General features: G+C 71.2%; 17 protein-coding genes, 1 tRNA gene and 1 pseudogene. 7 read left to right on the top strand and 12 right to left on the bottom strand.

Annotated elements, in window-relative coordinates; translation table 11 throughout:
• Positions 1-91: 91 nt before the first annotated feature.
• Positions 92-589: a MarR family transcriptional regulator gene (locus G3I42_RS20890; protein ID WP_164288101.1), complete on the bottom strand. Its 498-nt coding sequence runs from the start codon at positions 587-589 to the stop codon at positions 92-94.
• A gap of 99 nt (positions 590-688) precedes the next feature.
• On the opposite strand from G3I42_RS20890, the gene G3I42_RS20885 reads away from it, so the two are divergent.
• The 3 genes from G3I42_RS20885 to G3I42_RS20875 are packed head-to-tail and all read left to right on the top strand — an operon-like array spanning position 689 to position 2,319.
• Positions 689-1,084 (top strand): RidA family protein, encoded by a 396-nt coding sequence (locus G3I42_RS20885; protein WP_164288099.1) that lies wholly within the window; start codon positions 689-691, stop codon positions 1,082-1,084.
• Positions 1,085-1,107: 23 nt separating this feature from the next.
• Positions 1,108-1,920, top strand: coding sequence for a trans-aconitate 2-methyltransferase (locus tag G3I42_RS20880; RefSeq protein WP_164288097.1), 813 nt, complete (start codon positions 1,108-1,110; stop codon positions 1,918-1,920).
• Positions 1,921-1,935: 15 nt separating this feature from the next.
• Positions 1,936-2,319 carry a VOC family protein gene (locus tag G3I42_RS20875; protein WP_164288095.1) on the top strand — a complete coding sequence of 128 codons (384 nt, stop codon included), beginning with the start codon at positions 1,936-1,938 and terminating at the stop codon, positions 2,317-2,319.
• Here the strand turns inward: G3I42_RS20875 and G3I42_RS20870 are convergent.
• The 3 genes from G3I42_RS20870 to G3I42_RS20860 form a co-directional block, all read right to left on the bottom strand.
• Positions 2,291-2,902 (bottom strand): Uma2 family endonuclease, encoded by a 612-nt coding sequence (locus G3I42_RS20870; RefSeq protein ID WP_203607090.1) that lies wholly within the window; start codon positions 2,900-2,902, stop codon positions 2,291-2,293. The two genes, G3I42_RS20875 and G3I42_RS20870, sit on opposite strands and share 29 nt — an antisense overlap.
• Positions 2,903-3,089: 187 nt before the next feature.
• Positions 3,090-3,692 carry a TetR/AcrR family transcriptional regulator gene (locus G3I42_RS20865; RefSeq protein WP_203607089.1) on the bottom strand — a complete coding sequence of 201 codons (603 nt, stop codon included), beginning with the start codon at positions 3,690-3,692 and terminating at the stop codon, positions 3,090-3,092.
• Between the two features lie 85 nt (positions 3,693-3,777).
• A complete protein-coding gene (locus tag G3I42_RS20860) occupies positions 3,778-4,758 on the bottom strand; it encodes an acyl-CoA desaturase (protein ID WP_164288091.1) in 981 nt (326 codons plus the stop codon).
• 424 nt (positions 4,759-5,182) lie between these two features.
• On the opposite strand from G3I42_RS20860, the gene ppc reads away from it, so the two are divergent.
• The gene (gene ppc / locus G3I42_RS20855) at positions 5,183-7,924 is read left to right on the top strand and encodes a phosphoenolpyruvate carboxylase (RefSeq protein WP_164288089.1); all 2,742 of its coding nucleotides are present in this window, start codon (positions 5,183-5,185) and stop codon (positions 7,922-7,924) included.
• Positions 7,925-8,082: 158 nt separating this feature from the next.
• On the opposite strand, the gene pth is transcribed toward ppc, so the two are convergent.
• The 6 genes from pth to G3I42_RS20825 form a co-directional block, all read right to left on the bottom strand.
• Positions 8,083-8,691, bottom strand: a complete 609-nt coding sequence (gene pth / locus G3I42_RS20850) for an aminoacyl-tRNA hydrolase (RefSeq protein WP_164288087.1) — start codon at positions 8,689-8,691, stop codon at positions 8,083-8,085.
• A 106-nt stretch (positions 8,692-8,797) separates the two neighbouring features.
• Complete coding sequence (locus tag G3I42_RS20845; RefSeq protein WP_164288085.1) at positions 8,798-9,391, bottom strand: 50S ribosomal protein L25/general stress protein Ctc; 594 nt, start codon at positions 9,389-9,391, stop codon at positions 8,798-8,800.
• Positions 9,392-9,663: 272 nt separating this feature from the next.
• Entirely contained in the window at positions 9,664-10,647 is a 984-nt protein-coding gene (locus G3I42_RS20840) for a ribose-phosphate diphosphokinase (RefSeq protein ID WP_007825819.1), read from the bottom strand.
• A gap of 141 nt (positions 10,648-10,788) precedes the next feature.
• On the bottom strand, positions 10,789-12,237 hold the full coding sequence (glmU, locus tag G3I42_RS20835; protein ID WP_164288083.1) for a bifunctional UDP-N-acetylglucosamine diphosphorylase/glucosamine-1-phosphate N-acetyltransferase GlmU: 1,449 nt from the start codon (positions 12,235-12,237) through the stop codon (positions 10,789-10,791).
• 129 nt (positions 12,238-12,366) lie between these two features.
• Positions 12,367-12,438, bottom strand: a tRNA-Gln gene (locus tag G3I42_RS20830).
• Positions 12,439-13,161, bottom strand: a complete 723-nt coding sequence (locus G3I42_RS20825) for a hypothetical protein (RefSeq protein WP_164288081.1) — start codon at positions 13,159-13,161, stop codon at positions 12,439-12,441.
• A gap of 145 nt (positions 13,162-13,306) precedes the next feature.
• On the opposite strand from G3I42_RS20825, the gene G3I42_RS20820 reads away from it, so the two are divergent.
• Complete coding sequence (locus tag G3I42_RS20820; RefSeq protein ID WP_164288079.1) at positions 13,307-14,596, top strand: histidine kinase; 1,290 nt, start codon at positions 13,307-13,309, stop codon at positions 14,594-14,596.
• 10 nt (positions 14,597-14,606) lie between these two features.
• Here G3I42_RS20820 and G3I42_RS20815 read toward each other — a convergent pair whose 3' ends face one another.
• Together G3I42_RS20815 and G3I42_RS20810 are read right to left on the bottom strand one after the other, a co-directional pair.
• Complete coding sequence (locus tag G3I42_RS20815; protein ID WP_164288077.1) at positions 14,607-15,164, bottom strand: SUKH-3 domain-containing protein; 558 nt, start codon at positions 15,162-15,164, stop codon at positions 14,607-14,609.
• A gap of 19 nt (positions 15,165-15,183) precedes the next feature.
• The gene (locus tag G3I42_RS20810) at positions 15,184-15,765 is read right to left on the bottom strand and encodes a YwqJ-related putative deaminase (RefSeq protein WP_164288075.1); all 582 of its coding nucleotides are present in this window, start codon (positions 15,763-15,765) and stop codon (positions 15,184-15,186) included.
• Between the two features lie 505 nt (positions 15,766-16,270).
• Between G3I42_RS20810 and G3I42_RS20805 the strand changes: the two genes are divergently transcribed.
• Entirely contained in the window at positions 16,271-17,290 is a 1,020-nt protein-coding gene (locus tag G3I42_RS20805) for an HNH endonuclease (protein ID WP_164288073.1), read from the top strand.
• Positions 17,291-17,295: 5 nt separating this feature from the next.
• Positions 17,296-17,862, top strand: a pseudogene (locus G3I42_RS20800) (hypothetical protein); the annotation flags it as partial.

Below are 17,862 nucleotides of genomic sequence, written 5' to 3'. Positions count from 1 at the left end.
AGTGAGGACCGTTCCCGAAGTCCGGGCCAGGGTCTGTCGGTCCGCACCCTGGCAGCCCACCGCTCCGTCAGCTCGTCGCCTCGTAATCTCGTCAGTTCGGCGTGTTGTCGAACGGTGCCGTGAGCTGCCGCAGGAGGTCGGCCAGGTCCTGGCGCTGGGTGCGGCTCAGTTCGGAGAGGAGGGAGCGTTCCTGGGCCAGGAGACCGGCGAGGGCGGCGTCGGCGACTTCGCGGCCCGAAGGGGTAAGGCGGACCAGGACGCCGCGGCGGTCGCTCGGGTCGGGGAGGCGCTCGACGAGGTCCTTCTTCGTGAGGCGGTCGATGCGGTTCGTCATCGTGCCCGAGGTGACGAGCGTCTGCGTGAGCAGCTGGCCCGGCGAGAGCTGGTACGGCTGCCCGGCGCGCCGCAGCGCCGTGAGCACGTCGAACTCCCACGTCTCCAGATGCAGCTCCGCGAAGGCGAGCCTGCGGGCCCGGTCCAGATGACGCGCCAGCCTGCTGACGCGGCTGAGCACCTCCAGCGGCTCCACGTCGAGGTCCGGGCGCTCCCGGCGCCAGGCCGCGACCAGCCGGTCGACCTCGTCCTCCATGCCCCCAGTGTAGAGGGTCGCTCGACGTGAAGTCTCTTGACGTCGAGATAACTCGGCTTCATGATGACAGCACACGATCCCCGCCCAGGAGGTACCACCGTGCCGCAGCACCACGTACGCCCCGAGGGCTCCCCGCCCGTCAACGGCTACAGCCACGCCGTCGCCGTACCGGGGCCGCTCGTCGTGGTCTCCGGTCAGGTCCCCCTCGACGCCGAGGGCAACCTCGTCGGCGAGAACGATACGGAGGCGCAGGTCCGGCAGGTGTACGCGAACCTCGCCACTGCCCTCGAAGCGGCCGGCTCCGACCTCGCGCACGTCGTCAAATACACCTTCTTCCTCACCGATCTCGCCCGCGACCTCCCCGCCCTGCGCGCGGTCCGCGACGCGCACCAGGACCCCGCGCGCCCGCCCGCCTCCAGCCTCGTCCAGGTCACCGCCCTCGTGCACCCCGCCTTCCGCGTGGAGATCGAAGCGCTCGCCGTCCCGGCCCTCTGACCGGCCCGCGTCAGGAGTACGTCATGCCCCTCGCGCCCACCTGGGACCCCGCCCAGTACCTGCGCCACGCCGACCACCGCACCCGGCCCTTCGCCGAACTGCTCGCCCGCGTACCCGACCCGGCCACCGAGCGGCCCCGCGTCGTGGACCTCGGCTGCGGGGCCGGGAACGTCACCGCGCTGCTCGCCGCCCGCTGGCCCGCCGCCCGCATCACCGGACTCGACAACTCGCCCGCCATGCTCGACCGGGCCCGCGCCGAGTACGCCGGGCCCCTCGACGGCGGCGGCACCCTCGACTTCGCCGCGGCCGACCTCACCGACTGGCATCCCGACCGCGGCTACGACCTCATCGTCTCCAACGCCGCCCTCCAATGGGTCCCGGGCCACCTCGACCTGCTCCCCGCCTGGGCCGAGGCCCTCCACCCCGGCGGCACCCTCGCCTTCCAGGTCCCCGGCAACTTCGGCGCGCCGAGCCACGTCCTCATGCGCGAGACCGCCGCCCTGCCCCGCTTCCGTCCGCTCCTGGACGGCGTACTGCGCCACGGCGACGCCGTCGCCGAACCCGCCGACTACCTCGCCCGGCTCACCGCGCTCGGCCTCGCCGCGGACGTCTGGGAGACCACGTACCTCCACCTCCTCACCGGCGAGGACCCCGTACTCGACTGGGTCAAGGGCACCGGACTGCGCCCCGTCCTCGACGCCCTCGCCCCCCACCCCGAGGCCCACGCCGACTTCCTCACCACCTACCGCGACGCCCTCCGCGCCGCCTACCCGGCGGGGCCGCACGGGACCGTCTTCCCCTTCCGCCGCCTCTTCGCCGTCGCCCACGCGGCCTGACCAGGGAGTACGAGCATGATCACGGCCCTCGACCACGTTCAGCTGGCGGCCCCGCCCGGCAGTGAGGACCGCCTCCGCGCCTTCTACGTCGACGCCCTCGGTCTCACCGAACTCCCCAAGCCCTCCGTCCTCGCCGCACGCGGCGGCTGCTGGTTCGGCACCGGGCCCGTACAACTCCACCTCGGCATCGAGGCGGACTTCCGCCCCGCCCGCAAGGCCCACCCCGGCCTCCGCGTCACCGCCATCGACGCCTTCGCCGCCCGCCTCACCGACCACGGCATCCCCGTCACCTGGGACGACAACCTCCCGAGCCACCGCCGCTTCTACGCCGAGGACCCGGTGGGCAACAGGCTGGAGTTCCTGGAGCCCCTTACAGGGAGTCCACAGCGTCCCAGGTGATGTCGAGATCGACGTCGAAAGGCGCCGGGACCTGAAGGCGCTTGTGGTGGATGCCGGTCAGGCTGTACGTGTCCGACACCGGGTCCAGCTCGTACGTACGCACCACGGGGTGAGTGTCGTCCGTGGGCATCTCGACCAGCCAGAAATGCGGGATGCCGGAGGCCGCGTACTTGCGCGGCTTGTACTGCTCGTCGCGGCGTCGCGACTCCGGGGAGATCACCTCGATGGCCAGGACGACGTCCGTGGCCTCGTACCGCGTCCTCTCCCGGGACACGACCTCGGCGTGCAAGACGATCACGTCCGGTACGGGGCCGTTGCCCTCGTCCAGGACGACGGTCATCTCCCTGCGTACCCGTAGTTTCGGCGGTGCCGTTCGGCGCAGTCCCGCGACCAGCAGGTCGATCATCACGGAGTGCGGGTCTCGCTGCGGACTCACGAAGATCAGGCTCCCGTCGAGCAACTCGGTGTGCGGCGGGAGATCAGGCAGCGTGAAAAGGTCCTCCACGGTCCACCCACCCGGGGGCGGTACCGGCCAGCGGTAACCAGCGTCCTGCGGGGATTCGGCGGTCATCGTTCCTCCCATGGACGCGAGTCTGGAGCGCTGGGATCACCGTACCGGGCACTTTGCCCGTGCGTCAGCACAAAGAGTGATCAACGCCCCGAAGCTGACGCCCCCAGCCCCCGGGCACCTGGCCCAAGGCCCCGACCCCCGCACCCAGCCACCCGGCCCCAGGCCCCCACCCCCCCCGCCGACCGCACCCGGAAGAGACTCACTGCCGCCGATGCCCTATCAGCCTCGGCTTCTGCTCCAGCCCGTCCAGCCCGTGCCACGCCAGGTTGACCAGGTGCGCCGCGACCTCCGCCTTCTTCGGCTTGCGGGCGTCCAGCCACCACTGGCCCGTCAGCGCGACCATCCCCACCAGCGCCTGCGCGTACAGCGGCGCCAGCTTCTGATCGAAACCGCGGCTCTTGAACTCGCTGCCCAGGATGTCCTCGACCTGCGTCGCGATATCGCTGATCAGCGACGCGAACGTGCCCGTCGACTGGGCCACCGGGGAATCACGGACCAGGATGCGGAAACCGTCCGTGTACGTCTCGATGTAGTCCAGGAGCGCGAAAGCCGCCTGTTCGAGCAGCTCCCTGGGGTGCCCCGCGGTCAGGGCACCCGTCACCATGTCCAGGAGCTGCCGCATCTCGCGGTCCACCACGACCGCGTACAGCCCCTCCTTGCCACCGAAGTGCTCGTAGACCACCGGCTTGGAGACCCCGGCCTTCGCCGCGATCTCCTCCACCGACGTCCCCTCGAAGCCCTTCGCCGCGAAGAGCGTGCGCCCGATGTCGAGCAACTGCTCCCTGCGTTGCGCACCCGTCATACGGGTACGGCGCGAGCGCCGTGACTTCTCCGTACCCGAAGAACCACCAGAGACCCCTGAGACCGCATCCGTCGCCACGGCCCCATCATGCCGGTTCGGCCGCCTTGTCCCTGCGGCGGGAGCGAATGCGTTCCGCCGAGGGCCAGCGCACGTCGTGCACCCAGCCCAGCTGCTCCATCCAGCGGATGATGCGCGCCGAGGAGTCGATCTGACCCCGCTCCACGCCGTGCCGCGCCGAGGTCGGGTCCGCGTGGTGCAGGTTGTGCCACGACTCCCCGCACGACAGCACCGCCAGCCACCACACGTTCCCCGAACGGTCCCGCGAACGGAACGGCCGCTTGCCCACCGCGTGACAGATCGAGTTGATCGACCACGTCACGTGGTGCAGCAGCGCGACCCGCACGAGCGAGCCCCAGAAGAAGGCCGTGAACGCCCCCCACCACGACCACGTCACCAGACCCCCGACCAGCGGCGGCGTGAGCAGCGAGACCAGCGTCCACAGCGCGAACTGCCGCGACACCCGGCGGATCGCCGGGTCCTTCACCAGATCGGGCGCGTACTTGTGCTGCGGCGTCTGCTCCTCGTCGAACATCCACCCCAGGTGCGCCCACCACAGCCCCTTCATCAGGGCCGGCAGCGTCTCCCCGTACCGCCACGGCGAGTGCGGATCGCCCTCCGCGTCGGAGAACTTGTGGTGCTTGCGGTGATCCGCCACCCAGCGCACCACCGGCCCCTCCACCGCCATGGACCCCGCGATCGCCAGCGCCACCCGCACCCACCGCTTCGCCTTGAACGAACCGTGCGTGAAGTACCGGTGGAACCCGATCGTGATCCCGTGGCAGCCCAGGAAGTAGAAGAAGACCATCAGGCCCACATCGAGCCAGCTCAGCCCCCAGCCCCAGGCCAGCGGCACCGCCGCCACCACCGCCGCGAACGGCACCACGATGAAGGCCAGCAGCGCGAACTGCTCCACCGAACCCTTGCGGTCACCCCCCATCGTCGCCACCGGAGCGGCGCCCGGCTTCTCTTCCGTCCCCGCCTCGGCGGGCGATGCGGTCGAGGTCATATGAGCCCCTTGCGTCTGTCGAGGATTGTCTGTCCGAAGGCCGTCCGCCGGGAGCCGGCACACGGTCCGTCCCTACGTCTACCCACGGCGTGAACCGTGTGACGAGATCGTGCGTGTGGGAAGCCGTGCGACCGGGAAGATCCCGTTCCGTAGACCCGTACACGTAGATACGCCCGAGCGACGGCAGACTCACGGCACCACGCCACGGCGCGGCCCCGCACAGCTCCGCTCCTACGGATACGTAACCTACGGTGACGTAAGTATGGCAGCGCGCAGCGCTCCGGCAAGAGGCCGAACGCCCGTGCTACCCCCGCGCCACCTATTGTGGGGACGGTCGGACAGCGCGGTCCGCTCGGAAACCCGCCCGGGCCCCACCGCCCGGGTTCCCTCCTCTTCAGCCACCACACTGCAAGGAGCCGCACCTGTGAGCAGTGCCGACGACCACCGTCTTCCCGCCCCGGCAGCCGCGCCGGAACTGCGCGCCGACATCCGCAGGCTCGGCGACCTCCTCGGCGAGACCCTCGTCCGCCAGGAAGGCCCCGAACTCCTCGAACTCGTCGAACGCGTACGCCACCTCACCCGCAGCGACGGCGAAGCCGCGGCGCGCCTGCTCGGCGAAACCGAACTGGAGACCGCGGCGCAGCTCGTGCGCGCCTTCTCCACGTACTTCCACCTCGCGAACATCGCCGAACAGGTCCACCGCGGACGCGAACTGCGCGAACGGCGCGCCGAGGAAGGCAGCCTCCTCGCCCGGACCGCCGACCGCCTCAAGGACGCCGACCCCGAACACCTGCGCGAGACAGTCGCCCACCTCAACGTCCGCCCCGTCTTCACCGCGCACCCCACCGAGGCCGCCCGCCGCAGCGTCCTCAACAAGCTCCGCCGCGTCGCCGAACTCCTCGACACCTCGGCCAACCCCACCGACCGCCGCCGCGTCGACACCCGCCTCGCCGAGAACATCGACCTCGTGTGGCAGACCGACGAACTCCGCGTCGTCCGCCCCGAACCCGCCGACGAGGCCCGCAACGCCATCTACTACCTCGACGAACTCCACGCCGACGCCGTGGGCGACGTCCTCGAAGACCTCAGCGCCGAACTCGAACGCATCGGCGTCAAGATCCCCGACGACACCCGCCCCCTCACCTTCGGCACCTGGATCGGCGGCGACCGCGACGGCAACCCCAACGTCACCCCGCAGGTCACCTGGGACGTCCTGATCCTCCAGCACGAACACGGCATAAACGACGCCCTCGAACAGATCGACTACCTCCGCGGCCTCCTCTCCAACTCCATCCGCTACACCGGCGTCACCGAGGAACTCACCGCATCCCTGGAGAACGACCTCGCGCACCTGCCCGAGATCAGCCCCCGCTACAAGCGCCTCAACGCCGAGGAGCCCTACCGGCTCAAGGTCACCTGCGTCCGCCAGAAGCTGGAGAACACCAAGAACCGCCTCGCCAAGGGCACCCCCCACGAGCCCGGCCGCGACTACCTCGGCACCAGCGAACTCCTCACCGACCTCGCCCTCGTCCAGGACTCCCTGCGCGCCCACCGCGGCGGCCTCTTCGCCGACGGCCGCCTCAGCCGCATCATCCGCACCCTCGCCGCCTTCGGCCTCCAGCTCGCCACCATGGACGTCCGCGAACACGCCGACGCCCACCACCACGCCCTCGGCCAGCTCTTCGACCGCCTCGGCGAGGAATCCTGGCGCTACGCCGACATGCCCCGCGAGTACCGCGCCAAGCTCCTCGCCAAGGAACTCCGCTCGCGCCGCCCCCTCGCCCCCACCCCCGCACCGCTCGACGCGGCCGGCGAGAAGACCCTCGGCGTCTTCCACACCATCCACCGCGCCCTCGACGTCTTCGGCCCCGAAGTCATCGAGTCCTACATCATCTCCATGTGCCAGGGCGCCGACGACGTCTTCGCCGCCGCCGTCCTCGCCCGCGAGGCCGGCCTCATGGACCTCCACTCCGGCTGGGCCAAGATCGGCATCGTCCCCCTCCTGGAGACCACCGACGAACTGCGCGCCGCCGACACCATCCTCGACGACATGCTCTCCGACCCCTCCTACCGCCGCCTCGTCTCCCTGCGCGGCGACGTCCAGGAGGTCATGCTCGGATACTCGGACTCCTCCAAGTTCGGCGGCATCACCACCAGCCAGTGGGAGATCCACCGCGCCCAGCGCCGCCTGCGCGACGTCGCCCACCGCCACGGCGTACGCCTGCGCCTCTTCCACGGCCGCGGCGGCACCGTCGGCCGCGGCGGCGGCCCCAGCCACGACGCGATCCTCGCCCAGCCCTGGGGCACCCTCGAAGGCGAGATCAAGGTCACCGAACAGGGCGAGGTCATCTCCGACAAGTACCTCGTCCCCTCCCTTGCCCGCGAGAACCTCGAACTCACCGTCGCCGCCACCCTCCAGGCCAGCGCCCTGCACACCGCACCGCGCCAGTCCGACGAGGCACTCGCCCGCTGGGACGCGGCCATGGACCTCGTCTCCGAGGCCGCCCACACCACCTACCGCAACCTCGTCTCCGACCCCGACCTCTCCGCCTACTTCCTCGCCTCCACCCCCGTCGACCAGCTCGGCGACCTCCACCTCGGCTCCCGCCCCTCGCGCCGCCCCGACTCCAGCGGCGGCCTCGACGGACTGCGCGCCATCCCCTGGGTCTTCGGCTGGACCCAGTCCCGCCAGATCGTCCCCGGCTGGTACGGCGTCGGCTCCGGCCTCAAGGCCCTGCGCGAAGCCGGACTCGACGGCGTGCTCGACGAGATGCACGAGCACTGGCACTTCTTCCGCAACTTCCTCTCCAACGTCGAGATGACGCTGGCCAAGACGGACCTGCGGATCGCCCAGCACTACGTCGACACCCTCGTCCCCGACGAGCTGAAGCACATCTTCGACCTCATCAAGGCCGAACACGACCTCACCGTCGCCGAAGTCCTCAAGATCACCGGCGGCGAACAGCTCCTCGACTCCAACAAGCCCCTCCAGCAGACCTTCAACATCCGCGACGCCTACCTCGACCCGATCTCCTACCTCCAGGTCACCCTCCTCAAGCGCCAGCGCGACGCCGCCGAGGCCGGCGAGGAACCCGACCCCCTCCTCGCCCGCGCCCTCCTCCTCACCGTCAACGGCGTGGCCGCGGGACTCAAGAACACGGGCTGAGCGGGGACATACGGGCACGAGCGCGCATCAGGCACGAGCGCGCACACGGGTACGGGCCCGCCCCGCACACGGGCCCGCCCCCGCCCCGCACACGGAAACCGGCCCCGGCGACACCACGTCGCCGGGGCCGGCCCCGTACCCGCATCCGTGACAGACCCTCAGGAGTGGTACGAGCCCTGCGCCCGCTCCAGCCCCTGCGTCACCAGCGCCTCCACCGCGTCCGCCGCCCGGTCCACGAAGTAGTCCAGCTCCTTGCGCTCGCTCGACGAGAAGTCCTTCAGCACGAAATCCGCGACCTGCATCCGCCCCGGCGGACGCCCGATCCCGAACCGCACCCGGTGGTACGCCGGGCCCATCGCCTTCGTCATCGACTTCAGCCCGTTGTGCCCGTTGTCCCCGCCCCCCAGCTTCAGCCGCAGCACCCCGTAGTCGATGTCCAGCTCGTCGTGCACCGCCACCACCCGCTCCAGCGGCACCTTGTAGAAATCGCGCAACGCCGTCACCGGACCGCCCGAGAGATTCATGTACGAGAGCGGCTTCGCGATCACCACCCGCGTACTCGACACCCCCGGCACCCCCAGCCGCCCCTCCACCACCTGCGCCTGCGCCCGCGCCGCACGCTTGAAGCGCCCGCCCACGCGCGCCGCGAGGAGATCGGCGACCATGAACCCCACGTTGTGCCGGTTGCCCGCGTACTCGGGGCCCGGATTGCCGAGCCCCGCCACCAGCCACGGCGCGTTCTCGTCCGCGCCCGTGCTCGCTGCCATTGCGTCCTCCACCGCTGTTCGTACGTACGACGGCGGGGTGGCACGCCCACCGGACGCACCACCCCGCCACAACGATCCGTGAGAGCCCGCGGGCCCCCGCGAGGGCTCAGCCCTCCTCGGACGCGCCCTCCTCGGCGGCACCCTCGGCCGGGGCCTCCTCGGCCTGCGCGGCCAGGACCTGGATGACGACCGCGTCGGGCTCGACGGCGAGCGAGACACCGTTGGGGAGCTTGATGTCCTTCGCCTCGATCGAGGCACCCGCCTCCAGACCGGCGACCGAGACGGTCAGCTGCTCGGGGATGTGGGTGGCCTCGGCCTCGACGGGGAGCGAGTTGAGGACGTACTCCAGGAGGAACTGGCCCGGGGCCAGGTCGCCCTCGGCGAGCACGGGGACCTCGACCTGGACCTTCTCGCCGCGCTTCACGAGGAGGAGGTCGACGTGCTCCAGGAAGCCCTTCAGCGGGTCGCGCTGCACGGCCTTCGGGATGACCAGCTCGTTCTTGCCGTTCAGCTCGATGGCGAGCAGCACGTTCGAGGTCTTCAGGGCCATCATCAGCTCGTGACCGGGGACGGTCACGTGGACGGGCTCGGCGCCGTGCCCGTAGACGACGGCGGGCACCTTGCTCTCGCGGCGGATGCGGCGGGCCGCACCCTTGCCGAACTCGGTACGGGTCTCTACGGCGAGCTTGACCTCGGCCATGGCTCTTCTCCTCAACAGACGGTTCACAGGGGCGGTCACCCGGCCACGAACGGCCTGCTACGAAGAGCGCGTCGATAACGGAGCGCCGGAACCCGTACGTCCGAAAACGGACCGGGGCGGCCTCCCTCGCCGAGCAACTCTCGCGAGTCTACCCGGCCAGGGGGCCGCCCCAGAAATCGATCACCACGCGCGTGCAGAACCGTTCCTGCACACCGTTCGGCACCAACCATCACACCGCACCGGGGGCCTCCGCCCACCGGCCACCAGGGGCCTCAGCCCACCGGCTCCTCCTCGAACAGGCTCGTCACCGAACCGTCCTCGAACACCTCACGCACCGCACGCGCGATCGTCGGCGCGATCGACAGCACCGTGATCTTGTCCAGCTCCAGCTCACCCGGCGTCGGCAGCGTGTTCGTCAGCACGAACTCACTCACCTTCGAGTTCTTCAGCCGGTCCGCCGCCGGACCCGACAGCACCCCGTGCGTCGCCGTCACGATGACGTCCGCCGCACCGTGCGCGTACAGCGCGTCCGCCGCCGCGCAGATCGTCCCGCCCGTGTCGATCATGTCGTCCACCAGGACACACACACGATCCTTCACGTCACCGACGACCTCGTGCACCGTCACCTGGTTCGCGACGTCCTTGTCACGCCGCTTGTGCACGATCGCCAGCGGCGCCCCCAGCCGGTCGCACCACCGGTCCGCGACCCGCACCCGGCCCGCGTCCGGGGACACGATCGTCAGCTTCGAACGGTCCACCTTCGCACCCACGTAGTCCGCCAGGATCGGCAGCGCGAACAGGTGGTCCACCGGGCCGTCGAAGAAACCCTGGATCTGGTCCGTGTGCAGATCCACGGTGAGAATCCGCGTCGCCCCCGCCGTCTTCAGCAGGTCCGCCATCAGACGCGCCGAGATCGGTTCACGACCCCGATGCTTCTTGTCCTGCCGCGCGTAACCGTAGAACGGCACGATCACGGTGATGGAACGCGCGGAAGCCCGCTTCAGCGCGTCCACCATGATCAGCTGCTCCATGATCCACTTGTTGATCGGAGCCGTGTGGCTCTGGATCACGAAGCAGTCCGCACCGCGCGCGGACTCACGGAACCGCACGTAGATCTCGCCGTTGGCGAAATCGAAGGCCTTGGTCGGAACTATGCCGACACCCAGCTGGTGCGCCACTTCCTCCGCCAGCTCCGGGTGGGCGCGGCCGGAGAAGAACATGAGCTTCTTCTCGCCGGTCGTCTTGATTCCGGTCACAGCACTTGTCTCCTCGGACGAGTTCTATCGCTGCTGCACCCGTCGGGCATCCCGGACCCCATCACGACACCCAGAACCAACGAGCCAGCCGAATCGCGTGCATCTATCACGGTACGCCGTGAAGGACGCACCTGTTTTCGGTCAGCTTTCGCCTTCCGACCCCTGGGAAGAGTCCTCAGCGGCCTTCGCCGCCGCGCTCCCAGGACGCTTACGGGCCACCCAGCCCTCGATATTCCTTTGCTGGCCACGGGCCACGGCGAGCGCACCCGACGGCACGTCCTTCGTGATCACCGAACCCGCCGCCGTGTACACGCCGTCCCCGATCGTGACCGGTGCCACAAACATATTGTCCGAACCGGTACGGCAGTGAGAGCCGATCGTCGTGTGGTGCTTGTTCACCCCGTCGTAGTTCACGAAGACACTCGCCGCCCCGATGTTCGTGTGATCACCGATCGTCGCGTCCCCCACGTACGACAGGTGCGGCACCTTCGTCCCCGCGCCCACGGTCGCGTTCTTCATCTCCACGTACGTCCCCGCCTTCGCGCCCGTCCCCAGCCGCGTCCCCGGCCGCAGGTACGCGAACGGCCCCACACTCGCCTCGGCGCCGATCTCCGCCCCGACCGCCACCGTGTTGTCCACCCGCGCGCCCGCACCCACGACCGTGTCCGTCAGCCGCGAGTTCGGCCCCACCTCGGCACCGTCCTCGACCCGCGTCGCACCCAGCAACTGCGTCCCCGGGTGCAGGACCACGTCCCGCCCGAACCCCACCGTCACGTCCACGAAGACGCTCGCCGGGTCGATCACCGTCACGCCCCCCAGCATCGCCGCCTCAAGCAGCCTCTCGTTGAGCACCCGGCCCGCCTGCGCGAGCTGCACCCGGTTGTTGATCCCCGCGATCTCCCGGTGATCACCCGCGAGCGCCGCGCCGACGCGGTGGCCCGCCCCGCGCAGAATGCCCAGGACATCGGTCAGGTACTCCTCGCCCTGCGCGTTGTCCGTACGGACCTGCCCCAGCGCCTCGGCCAGCAGCCGCCCGTCGAAGGCGAAGACCCCCGAGTTGATCTCGCGGATCGCCAGCTCCTCGGAGCTCGCGTCCTTGTGCTCCACGATCGCGGTCACGGCGCCCGAGCCGTCCCGCACGATGCGCCCGTAGCCGCTCGCGTCGGGCATCTCGGCGGTGAGGACGGTGACGGCGTTGCCGTCGGAGGTGTGCGTACGGCACAGGGCGTCCAGCGTGGCGGCGGTGAGGAGCGGGGTGTCGCCGCACAGCACGACGACCGTGCCCTCGACGGCGCCGCCCAGCTCGGCGAGCGCGGTGCGGACGGCGTGGCCCGTGCCGCGCTGCTCCTCCTGCACGGCGGTACGGACCGCCGCGTCGCTCTCCGCGAGGTGCGCGGTGACCTGCTCGCGGCCGTGCCCGACGACGACCACGACCTCCTTGGGCTCCAGCTCGCCCGCGGCCTGGAGCACGTGGCCGACGAGGGTGCGGCCGGCGAGGCGGTGCAGGACCTTGGGCGTGGCGGACTTCATGCGGGTGCCCTCACCCGCTGCGAGGACGACGACGGCTGCCGGGCGATTGGTGGCACTCACGAGCGGGCCCTTCGGCTTCGGTGCGGATGACACCGGAACAATACCGGGGGGTGTGCGGGGGAACGCGGAGAAGGCCCTGACCTGGGGTGGTCAGGGCCTCGGGGTGTTGCGGGGAGTTATTCGAACCTGCTCCCCCGCCAGGACTCGAACCCGGACATAAGGCACCAAAAGCCTCAGTGCTGCCAATTACACCACAGGGGACTACATAGGGGGTGAATCGGACATTTCGACTACCCGCCTTTGTGCGCCCCCTACTATGCCGTACCAGGCCCGCTCCATGCGACGGTACAAATCATTGCTTTTCGTCACGTAGACGACGAGGCAGCCGCGATAGTTGTCGCCGGTGTTCTGGCGGTTGGTCAGTGGGTTGTGGCGCTTGATGGTGGTGCGGGTGAACTCCTCGGCGGGGACCCCGGTCAGTTCCGCCCAGAAAGTCTTCGCACCCTCGGCGTCGGCGGTCTCGTGGATCGCCAGATGGAGGTGCCAGCGGTCTCGTGCGACCTCGTGCAGTTCCAGCCAGCGCAGAAAGACGAGGATGACGTTCGGGTCGCTGTTGGTGAACTGGATCGCGCGACGACTGGCGCGCCCTTTGTCCTTCATGCCCTCCGCCCAGTACAGCGCGACCCCTGCCGTCTGCAGCTGTTCGTCGGACAGTGCTTCGGCTGCCGCGCGGGCCTTCGTGATCGCGTCCCGGTGTTCCTTCTCGGCTTCGGCCAGCGACCGAAGCCGCACGGACCGCATGTGGTCCATGTGCGCGTTCATGTCGCGCGCCGGCCTCGGCAAGTCCCTCACCCACAGCGACACCGAACTCTTCGCGCAGCCCACCTCCTCCACGATCTGGTCGTAGGTCCACCCCTTCAGGCGAAGTTCTCGGGCTCTGTCTCGTGCGTCTGTGCGTGCCGCGACCATGGGGACGATCTTCATGGCGGAATCACAGGTTCCGGCACGGTTCGGAGGGGTTTCGCCTGATCGGGTGAAGGGTGGGGGGTGTGCGCGGCGCGCCGGTGGCGCGTTGTGGGGTGCCGCACTCCCCCGGGATTCGGGACGGATCGCCCGTACGCTGGGGGCCATGACCACGACGGGGGAAGAGCACCGGGCGGCCGGGGGGCCGTGGTGGTGGCAGCGGCGGCGGAGTGCCGTGCTCGATGTGGGCCTCGCGGGCGTCTCGGCGCTGGAGTGCTGCGTCGAGGGGGCGGTGTTCACGGACCGGGTGGGGCTCGGCGCGCTGCTGGGGGTGGTGCTCGGGCTCGTGGTCGGTTCCGTGCTCGTGCTGCGGCGGCGGTGGCCCGTGGCCGTCGTGCTCGTGGCGCTGGCGGTCTCGCCCGCCGAGATGGGGATGGTCCTCGGCTTCGTGGGGCTCTACACGCTCGCCGCCTCGGACGTCCCGCGCCGGATCACGGCCGTGCTCGCGTCGATGTCGGGGCTGGGTTCGCTCGTCGTCTCGCTCGTGCGCATGGGGCAGCACGTGGAGGGGAACGGCTCGGCGATGACGCCGTGGTTCACGCCGTCGATGGCGGTGCTGATGGCGCTGGGGACGACCGCGCCGCCGGTTCTGCTCGGTCTCTACGTCGGGGCGCGGCGGCGGCTGATGGAGAGTCTGCGGGAGCGCGCGGATTCCCTCGAACGGGAGCTTCAGTTGCTCGCGGAGCGGGCGGAGGAGCGTGCGGAGTGGGCGCGGGGTGAGGAGCGGCGGCGGATCGCGCGCGAGATGCACGACGTGGTGGCGCACCGGGTGAGCCTGATGGTGGTGCATTCGACGGCTTTGCAGGCGGTCGCGCTGAAGGACCCGGAGAAGGCGGCGAAGAACGCGGCGCTCGTGGGGGACATGGGGCGGCAGGCGTTGACGGAGTTGCGGGAGATGCTCGGGGTGATGCGGGCGTCGTCGGGGGTGCCGGTGGCGCGGGCGGCGGAGCCGGTGGTGACGGTGCCGGAGCCGCGTGCGTCGGTGCTCGTGGAGGAGGAGCAGGGGCCTTCGCTGGCGGAGCTGGACGAGTTGGTGGGGCAGTCGCGGGCGGCGGGGATGACGGTGGAGTTGTCGGTGGAGGGGGAGGGTTCGGGGTACGGGGCGCGGGTGGAGCGGACGGCGTACCGGGTGGTGCAGGAGGCGTTGACGAACGCGCACAAGCATGCGGCGGGTGCGGCGACGCGGGTGCGGCTGGCGCGGCGGGCGGGGGAGGTCGCGATGCAGGTGGAGAACGGTCCGCCGCCGGAGGGCGGGGTGGACGCGCATCTGCCGAGCGGGGGGAACGGGCTCGTGGGGATGCGGGAGCGGGTGCTGGCGCTGGGCGGGGTGTTCGTGGCGGGGCCGACGGACGCGGGGGGTTTCCGGGTGTCGGCGGTGCTGCCGGTGGGGGAGTGAGGGGGCGGGTTCAGTCGTCGGTGGCGGGGGAGGTGAGGCGTTCGGGCGCCGTGCCGGTCAGGAGGGTGGCGAGGCCCTGGTCGATGTCGGCGCCGAGGTACCAGTCGCCGGTGTGGTCGAGGGCGTAGACGCGGCCTTCGTCGTCGATGGCGAGGGCGGCGTGGGTGCTGGTGTCGAGGCCGAGGGGGCACAGGTGGGTGCCGAGGGCGTGGCCGAGGTCGCCGAGGGTGCGGGCGAGGTGGAGGCCGTGGAGGGGGTCGAGGTCGAGGCTCGCGGGGGCGAGGTGGCGGCCCTTGGCGGTGGGGTGCGGGGTGAGGCCGCCGAATTCGGCCCAGGCTTCGACGGCGGCGGGGGAGACGTGGTGTTCGTGTCCGGCCGGTGAGGTGTGGGCGCGCAGGGTGTCGGCCCAGATCTCGGCCTGGGCGATGTCCCAGCGCCCTGGGGTCCAGCCGGCGGTGCGCAGGGCGGTGTCGGCGGCTTCGGGGAAGCGTCCGGTGGGGGCTTCGCCGAGGGCGTCGAGTCCTTCGAGGCGGGTGAGTTCTTCGAGGGGGTGGGGCGGGTTCTTCATGGGTTTCGCCGGTCCGGGTTCAGTCCTGGAGGGTGGGGTCGATGACGCTGACGCCGAAGTGTTCGGCGAGGGCGGTGCAGGAGCGGCAGGGCGGGGCGAAGGCGCCGTGGAGGGGGTCGCCGTCCTCGCGGATGTGCCGGGTGGTGAGTTTGGCGCCTTTGAGTGCTTTGCGGGCTTCGCCGGGGGTCATGGGGCGGCGGGCGGCGCGTTTGGAGCGGGCGGTGCGGGTGGCGTCGGCCTCGGTGAGGTGGCGGGAGAGGAGGACGGCTTCGGCGCAGCGTCCGGTGAAGCGTTCGCGGCGGTCGCTGGTGAGGCTGTCGAGGAAGTCCTGGACGAGGGGGTGCAGGGCGGGGGGTTGTTCGCCGCGGGCGCCGGTGCCGGTGAGGGTGGTGCCGCGTACGGAGAGGGCGGCGGCGACGGCGGGGAGGATGCCGTCGCGGCGGTGGCGCAGGGCGGGTGGCCGGTTGCCGTCGTGGCTCCAGTCGACGCGGGGGTCGTGGGCGGGGAGGAGGGAGGAGGGGCGCGGGGCGCGGGGGCCGGGCGTGACGGCCTCGGGGGCGGTGTGCGCGGTGGCCTCGGGGCCTGGTTGTGCGGTGTGCATGGCGGTGCCTTCCCCTCCGTACCTTCCCCCGTGTCGTTCTCCCGGGTGGACCGTGGTGTGCCCTGGCCGGCCCTGGAGAGCGCTGACAGCCTGCCAAACGTGCGCGTCCGGGTGGTGGTGGGGGTGTCCTGCCGGGGTTACAGCTTCGCACGTGGTGGGCGCGGGAACGGTTCGGCGCGGGTGGGGCGGGGCTCGTACCGCGGGTAGCACCGGCCGGGTGCCGAGGGTGGTGCGGGCCTCGGGGTCGGGGGTGGCGCGGGCTCCGTACCGGGGGTGGTGCGGGCCCGTTACGGGGGTGGCGCGGCCCGGTGCCGCCGGTCGCGCGGCCTCGTAGGGTCGTCGGCCCTGTGAGCGCGCGGGGCCCACCGCTTAGGCTGGGGCGACCGCTCGCGGCGCGGTGCGCGAGGTCGCGGTGGGGCCCGCGGGGTGGCGAGCGGGTGTGGTGTCCGGTTGGTGTCCATTGGTGTCAGTGTTGGTGTCGGCGAGCGTGCAGGGGGCTACCGCAATGACGACAGGTCGGCTCGGTGAGGGGGCGCCCGCGCAGGGTTTCCCCGTGCGGGCAGCTTCTTCGGGCCTCGTGCCGCCGAACGCGGCGTACGCGGGGCAGTCGGTGCGTTTCCCGGACCCGGTGCGGGCGGCGCGGTATCCGGCGGGTGTCGCGGTGGACGGCGGCGGGAGGCCGGTGTTCACGCCGTACGCGCGGGCGGCTGTGGAGATCGCGGAGCCGCCGTCGGGTTTCGGCGTGGACGAGTTGCGGCTGACGGACTACGTGTCGGCGAACGCGGCGATGGCGGCCTCGGGCGACGCGTTGTGGGAGGGCCTGTCCCCGGTGGCGACTCCGCACGGCTGGACGTGGCACCACGTGGCGGATTCGCGGCGGCTCGAACTCGTGCCCGTGGAGGTGAAGGCGTTGCTGCGGCACCACGGGGGTCTGGCGACGGCGCGGGTGGAGCACGGGCGGCGCGGGACGCGTCCGCTCCAGCAGACGAAGCCGGCGCATTTCGGCCTGCCGCGGGAGCTGGTGGCGGTCGAGGAGCGGCAGGTGCTGGCGCTGGAGGAGGACTTGGGGTACCGGCTGCCGGGTGCGTACCGCTCGTTCCTGAAGGCGGGCGGCGGCTGCGCGCCGGTCGGGGTGGCGCTCGACGCGGAGCTGGGGCTGCTGGTGGATCAGCCGTTCTTCACGGTGCGTGAGGAGGCGGCGGTCAACGACCTCGCGTACATCAACAAGTGCCTGCGCGATCACGTGACGAAGGACTACCTGGGGGTGGCTTTCGTGCAGGGCGGGGTGCTGGTGGTGAAGGTGCGGGGCGAGGCGCCGGGTTCGGTGTGGTTCTGCCCGTACGACGACGCGCGGGACCGGGACGGGCTCGATGTGGCCGCGCGGGTGCGGGAGTTGCTGCTGCCGTGCGGGGCGGATTTCGACGCGTTCCTCTCCAGGCTGGCGGGGAGTCCGCCGGAGCTGGAGACGGTGGCGCGGTTGATGGTGGACGGTGGGTTCGCGCGTGTGGTCCCGGTGGGGGAGTGAGTGACGTGGTGACGTTCGCGCAGGCGCAGGAGCGCGGGGAGCGCTGGATCAACGGGGACGTGCCGCGCTATCAGCACCGTGAGGTGCGGGTGCGGGAGTTCGGGCTCGGGTTCGTGGTGTGGGCGGAGGACCGTGCGGAGGCGGGGCCTTCGGACGGGGGCGGGCAGCGGGTCGTGATCGCGCGGGACGGGCGTGCGGTGACGTTGTGGCCGGAGCTGCCGGTGGCGGAGGTGATCCGGCGGTACGAGGAGGAGTACGGCGTGGTGGCGGAGGAGGCGCCGCCGGAGCCGCCGGAGCGGATCGACCTGAACCAGACGTCGTTCCTGCTGTCGCCGCCGGAGTGGTTGCAGGAGGCGGCGGACCAGCTGGGCATTCCGGGCGGGCGGAAGGAGGCTTCGCCGGGCGGTCCGGCCGGTTCCGGTCCGGCCGGTTCCGGCGCGGGTGGCGTGCGGCCCGCCGAGCCGGTCGCGGGTGCGGGGGCGTGGGAGGCGGCGGACACGACGGGGGCGGCGCAGGGCCGTCTGGTCGTGCCGCCGGACACGGTGTACACGCAGGGTGACGAGGAGGCCCCG

It is taken from the genome of Streptomyces sp. SID11385 (genome assembly GCF_010548245.1).
Lineage (GTDB): Bacteria > Actinomycetota > Actinomycetes > Streptomycetales > Streptomycetaceae > Streptomyces.
This window is presented reverse-complemented; position numbering and strand designations above follow the sequence as displayed.

Bases quoted from the DNA above. Each gene is read 5' to 3' on its own strand.
- G3I42_RS20890 (WP_164288101.1), bottom strand. From the start codon at position 589: ATGGAGGACGAGGTCGACCGGCTGGTCGCGGCCTGGCGCCGGGAGCGC.
- G3I42_RS20880 (WP_164288097.1), top strand. From the start codon at position 1,108: ATGCCCCTCGCGCCCACCTGGGACCCCGCCCAGTACCTGCGCCACGCC.
- G3I42_RS20875 (WP_164288095.1), top strand. From the start codon at position 1,936: ATGATCACGGCCCTCGACCACGTTCAGCTGGCGGCCCCGCCCGGCAGT.
- G3I42_RS20870 (WP_203607090.1), bottom strand. From the start codon at position 2,902: ATGGGAGGAACGATGACCGCCGAATCCCCGCAGGACGCTGGTTACCGC.
- G3I42_RS20865 (WP_203607089.1), bottom strand. From the start codon at position 3,692: ATGACGGGTGCGCAACGCAGGGAGCAGTTGCTCGACATCGGGCGCACG.
- G3I42_RS20860 (WP_164288091.1), bottom strand. From the start codon at position 4,758: ATGACCTCGACCGCATCGCCCGCCGAGGCGGGGACGGAAGAGAAGCCG.
- pth (WP_164288087.1), bottom strand. From the start codon at position 8,691: ATGGCAGCGAGCACGGGCGCGGACGAGAACGCGCCGTGGCTGGTGGCG.
- G3I42_RS20845 (WP_164288085.1), bottom strand. From the start codon at position 9,391: ATGGCCGAGGTCAAGCTCGCCGTAGAGACCCGTACCGAGTTCGGCAAG.
- G3I42_RS20825 (WP_164288081.1), bottom strand. From the start codon at position 13,161: ATGAAGATCGTCCCCATGGTCGCGGCACGCACAGACGCACGAGACAGA.
- G3I42_RS20820 (WP_164288079.1), top strand. From the start codon at position 13,307: ATGACCACGACGGGGGAAGAGCACCGGGCGGCCGGGGGGCCGTGGTGG.
- G3I42_RS20815 (WP_164288077.1), bottom strand. From the start codon at position 15,164: ATGAAGAACCCGCCCCACCCCCTCGAAGAACTCACCCGCCTCGAAGGA.
- G3I42_RS20810 (WP_164288075.1), bottom strand. From the start codon at position 15,765: ATGCACACCGCACAACCAGGCCCCGAGGCCACCGCGCACACCGCCCCC.
- G3I42_RS20805 (WP_164288073.1), top strand. From the start codon at position 16,271: ATGACGACAGGTCGGCTCGGTGAGGGGGCGCCCGCGCAGGGTTTCCCC.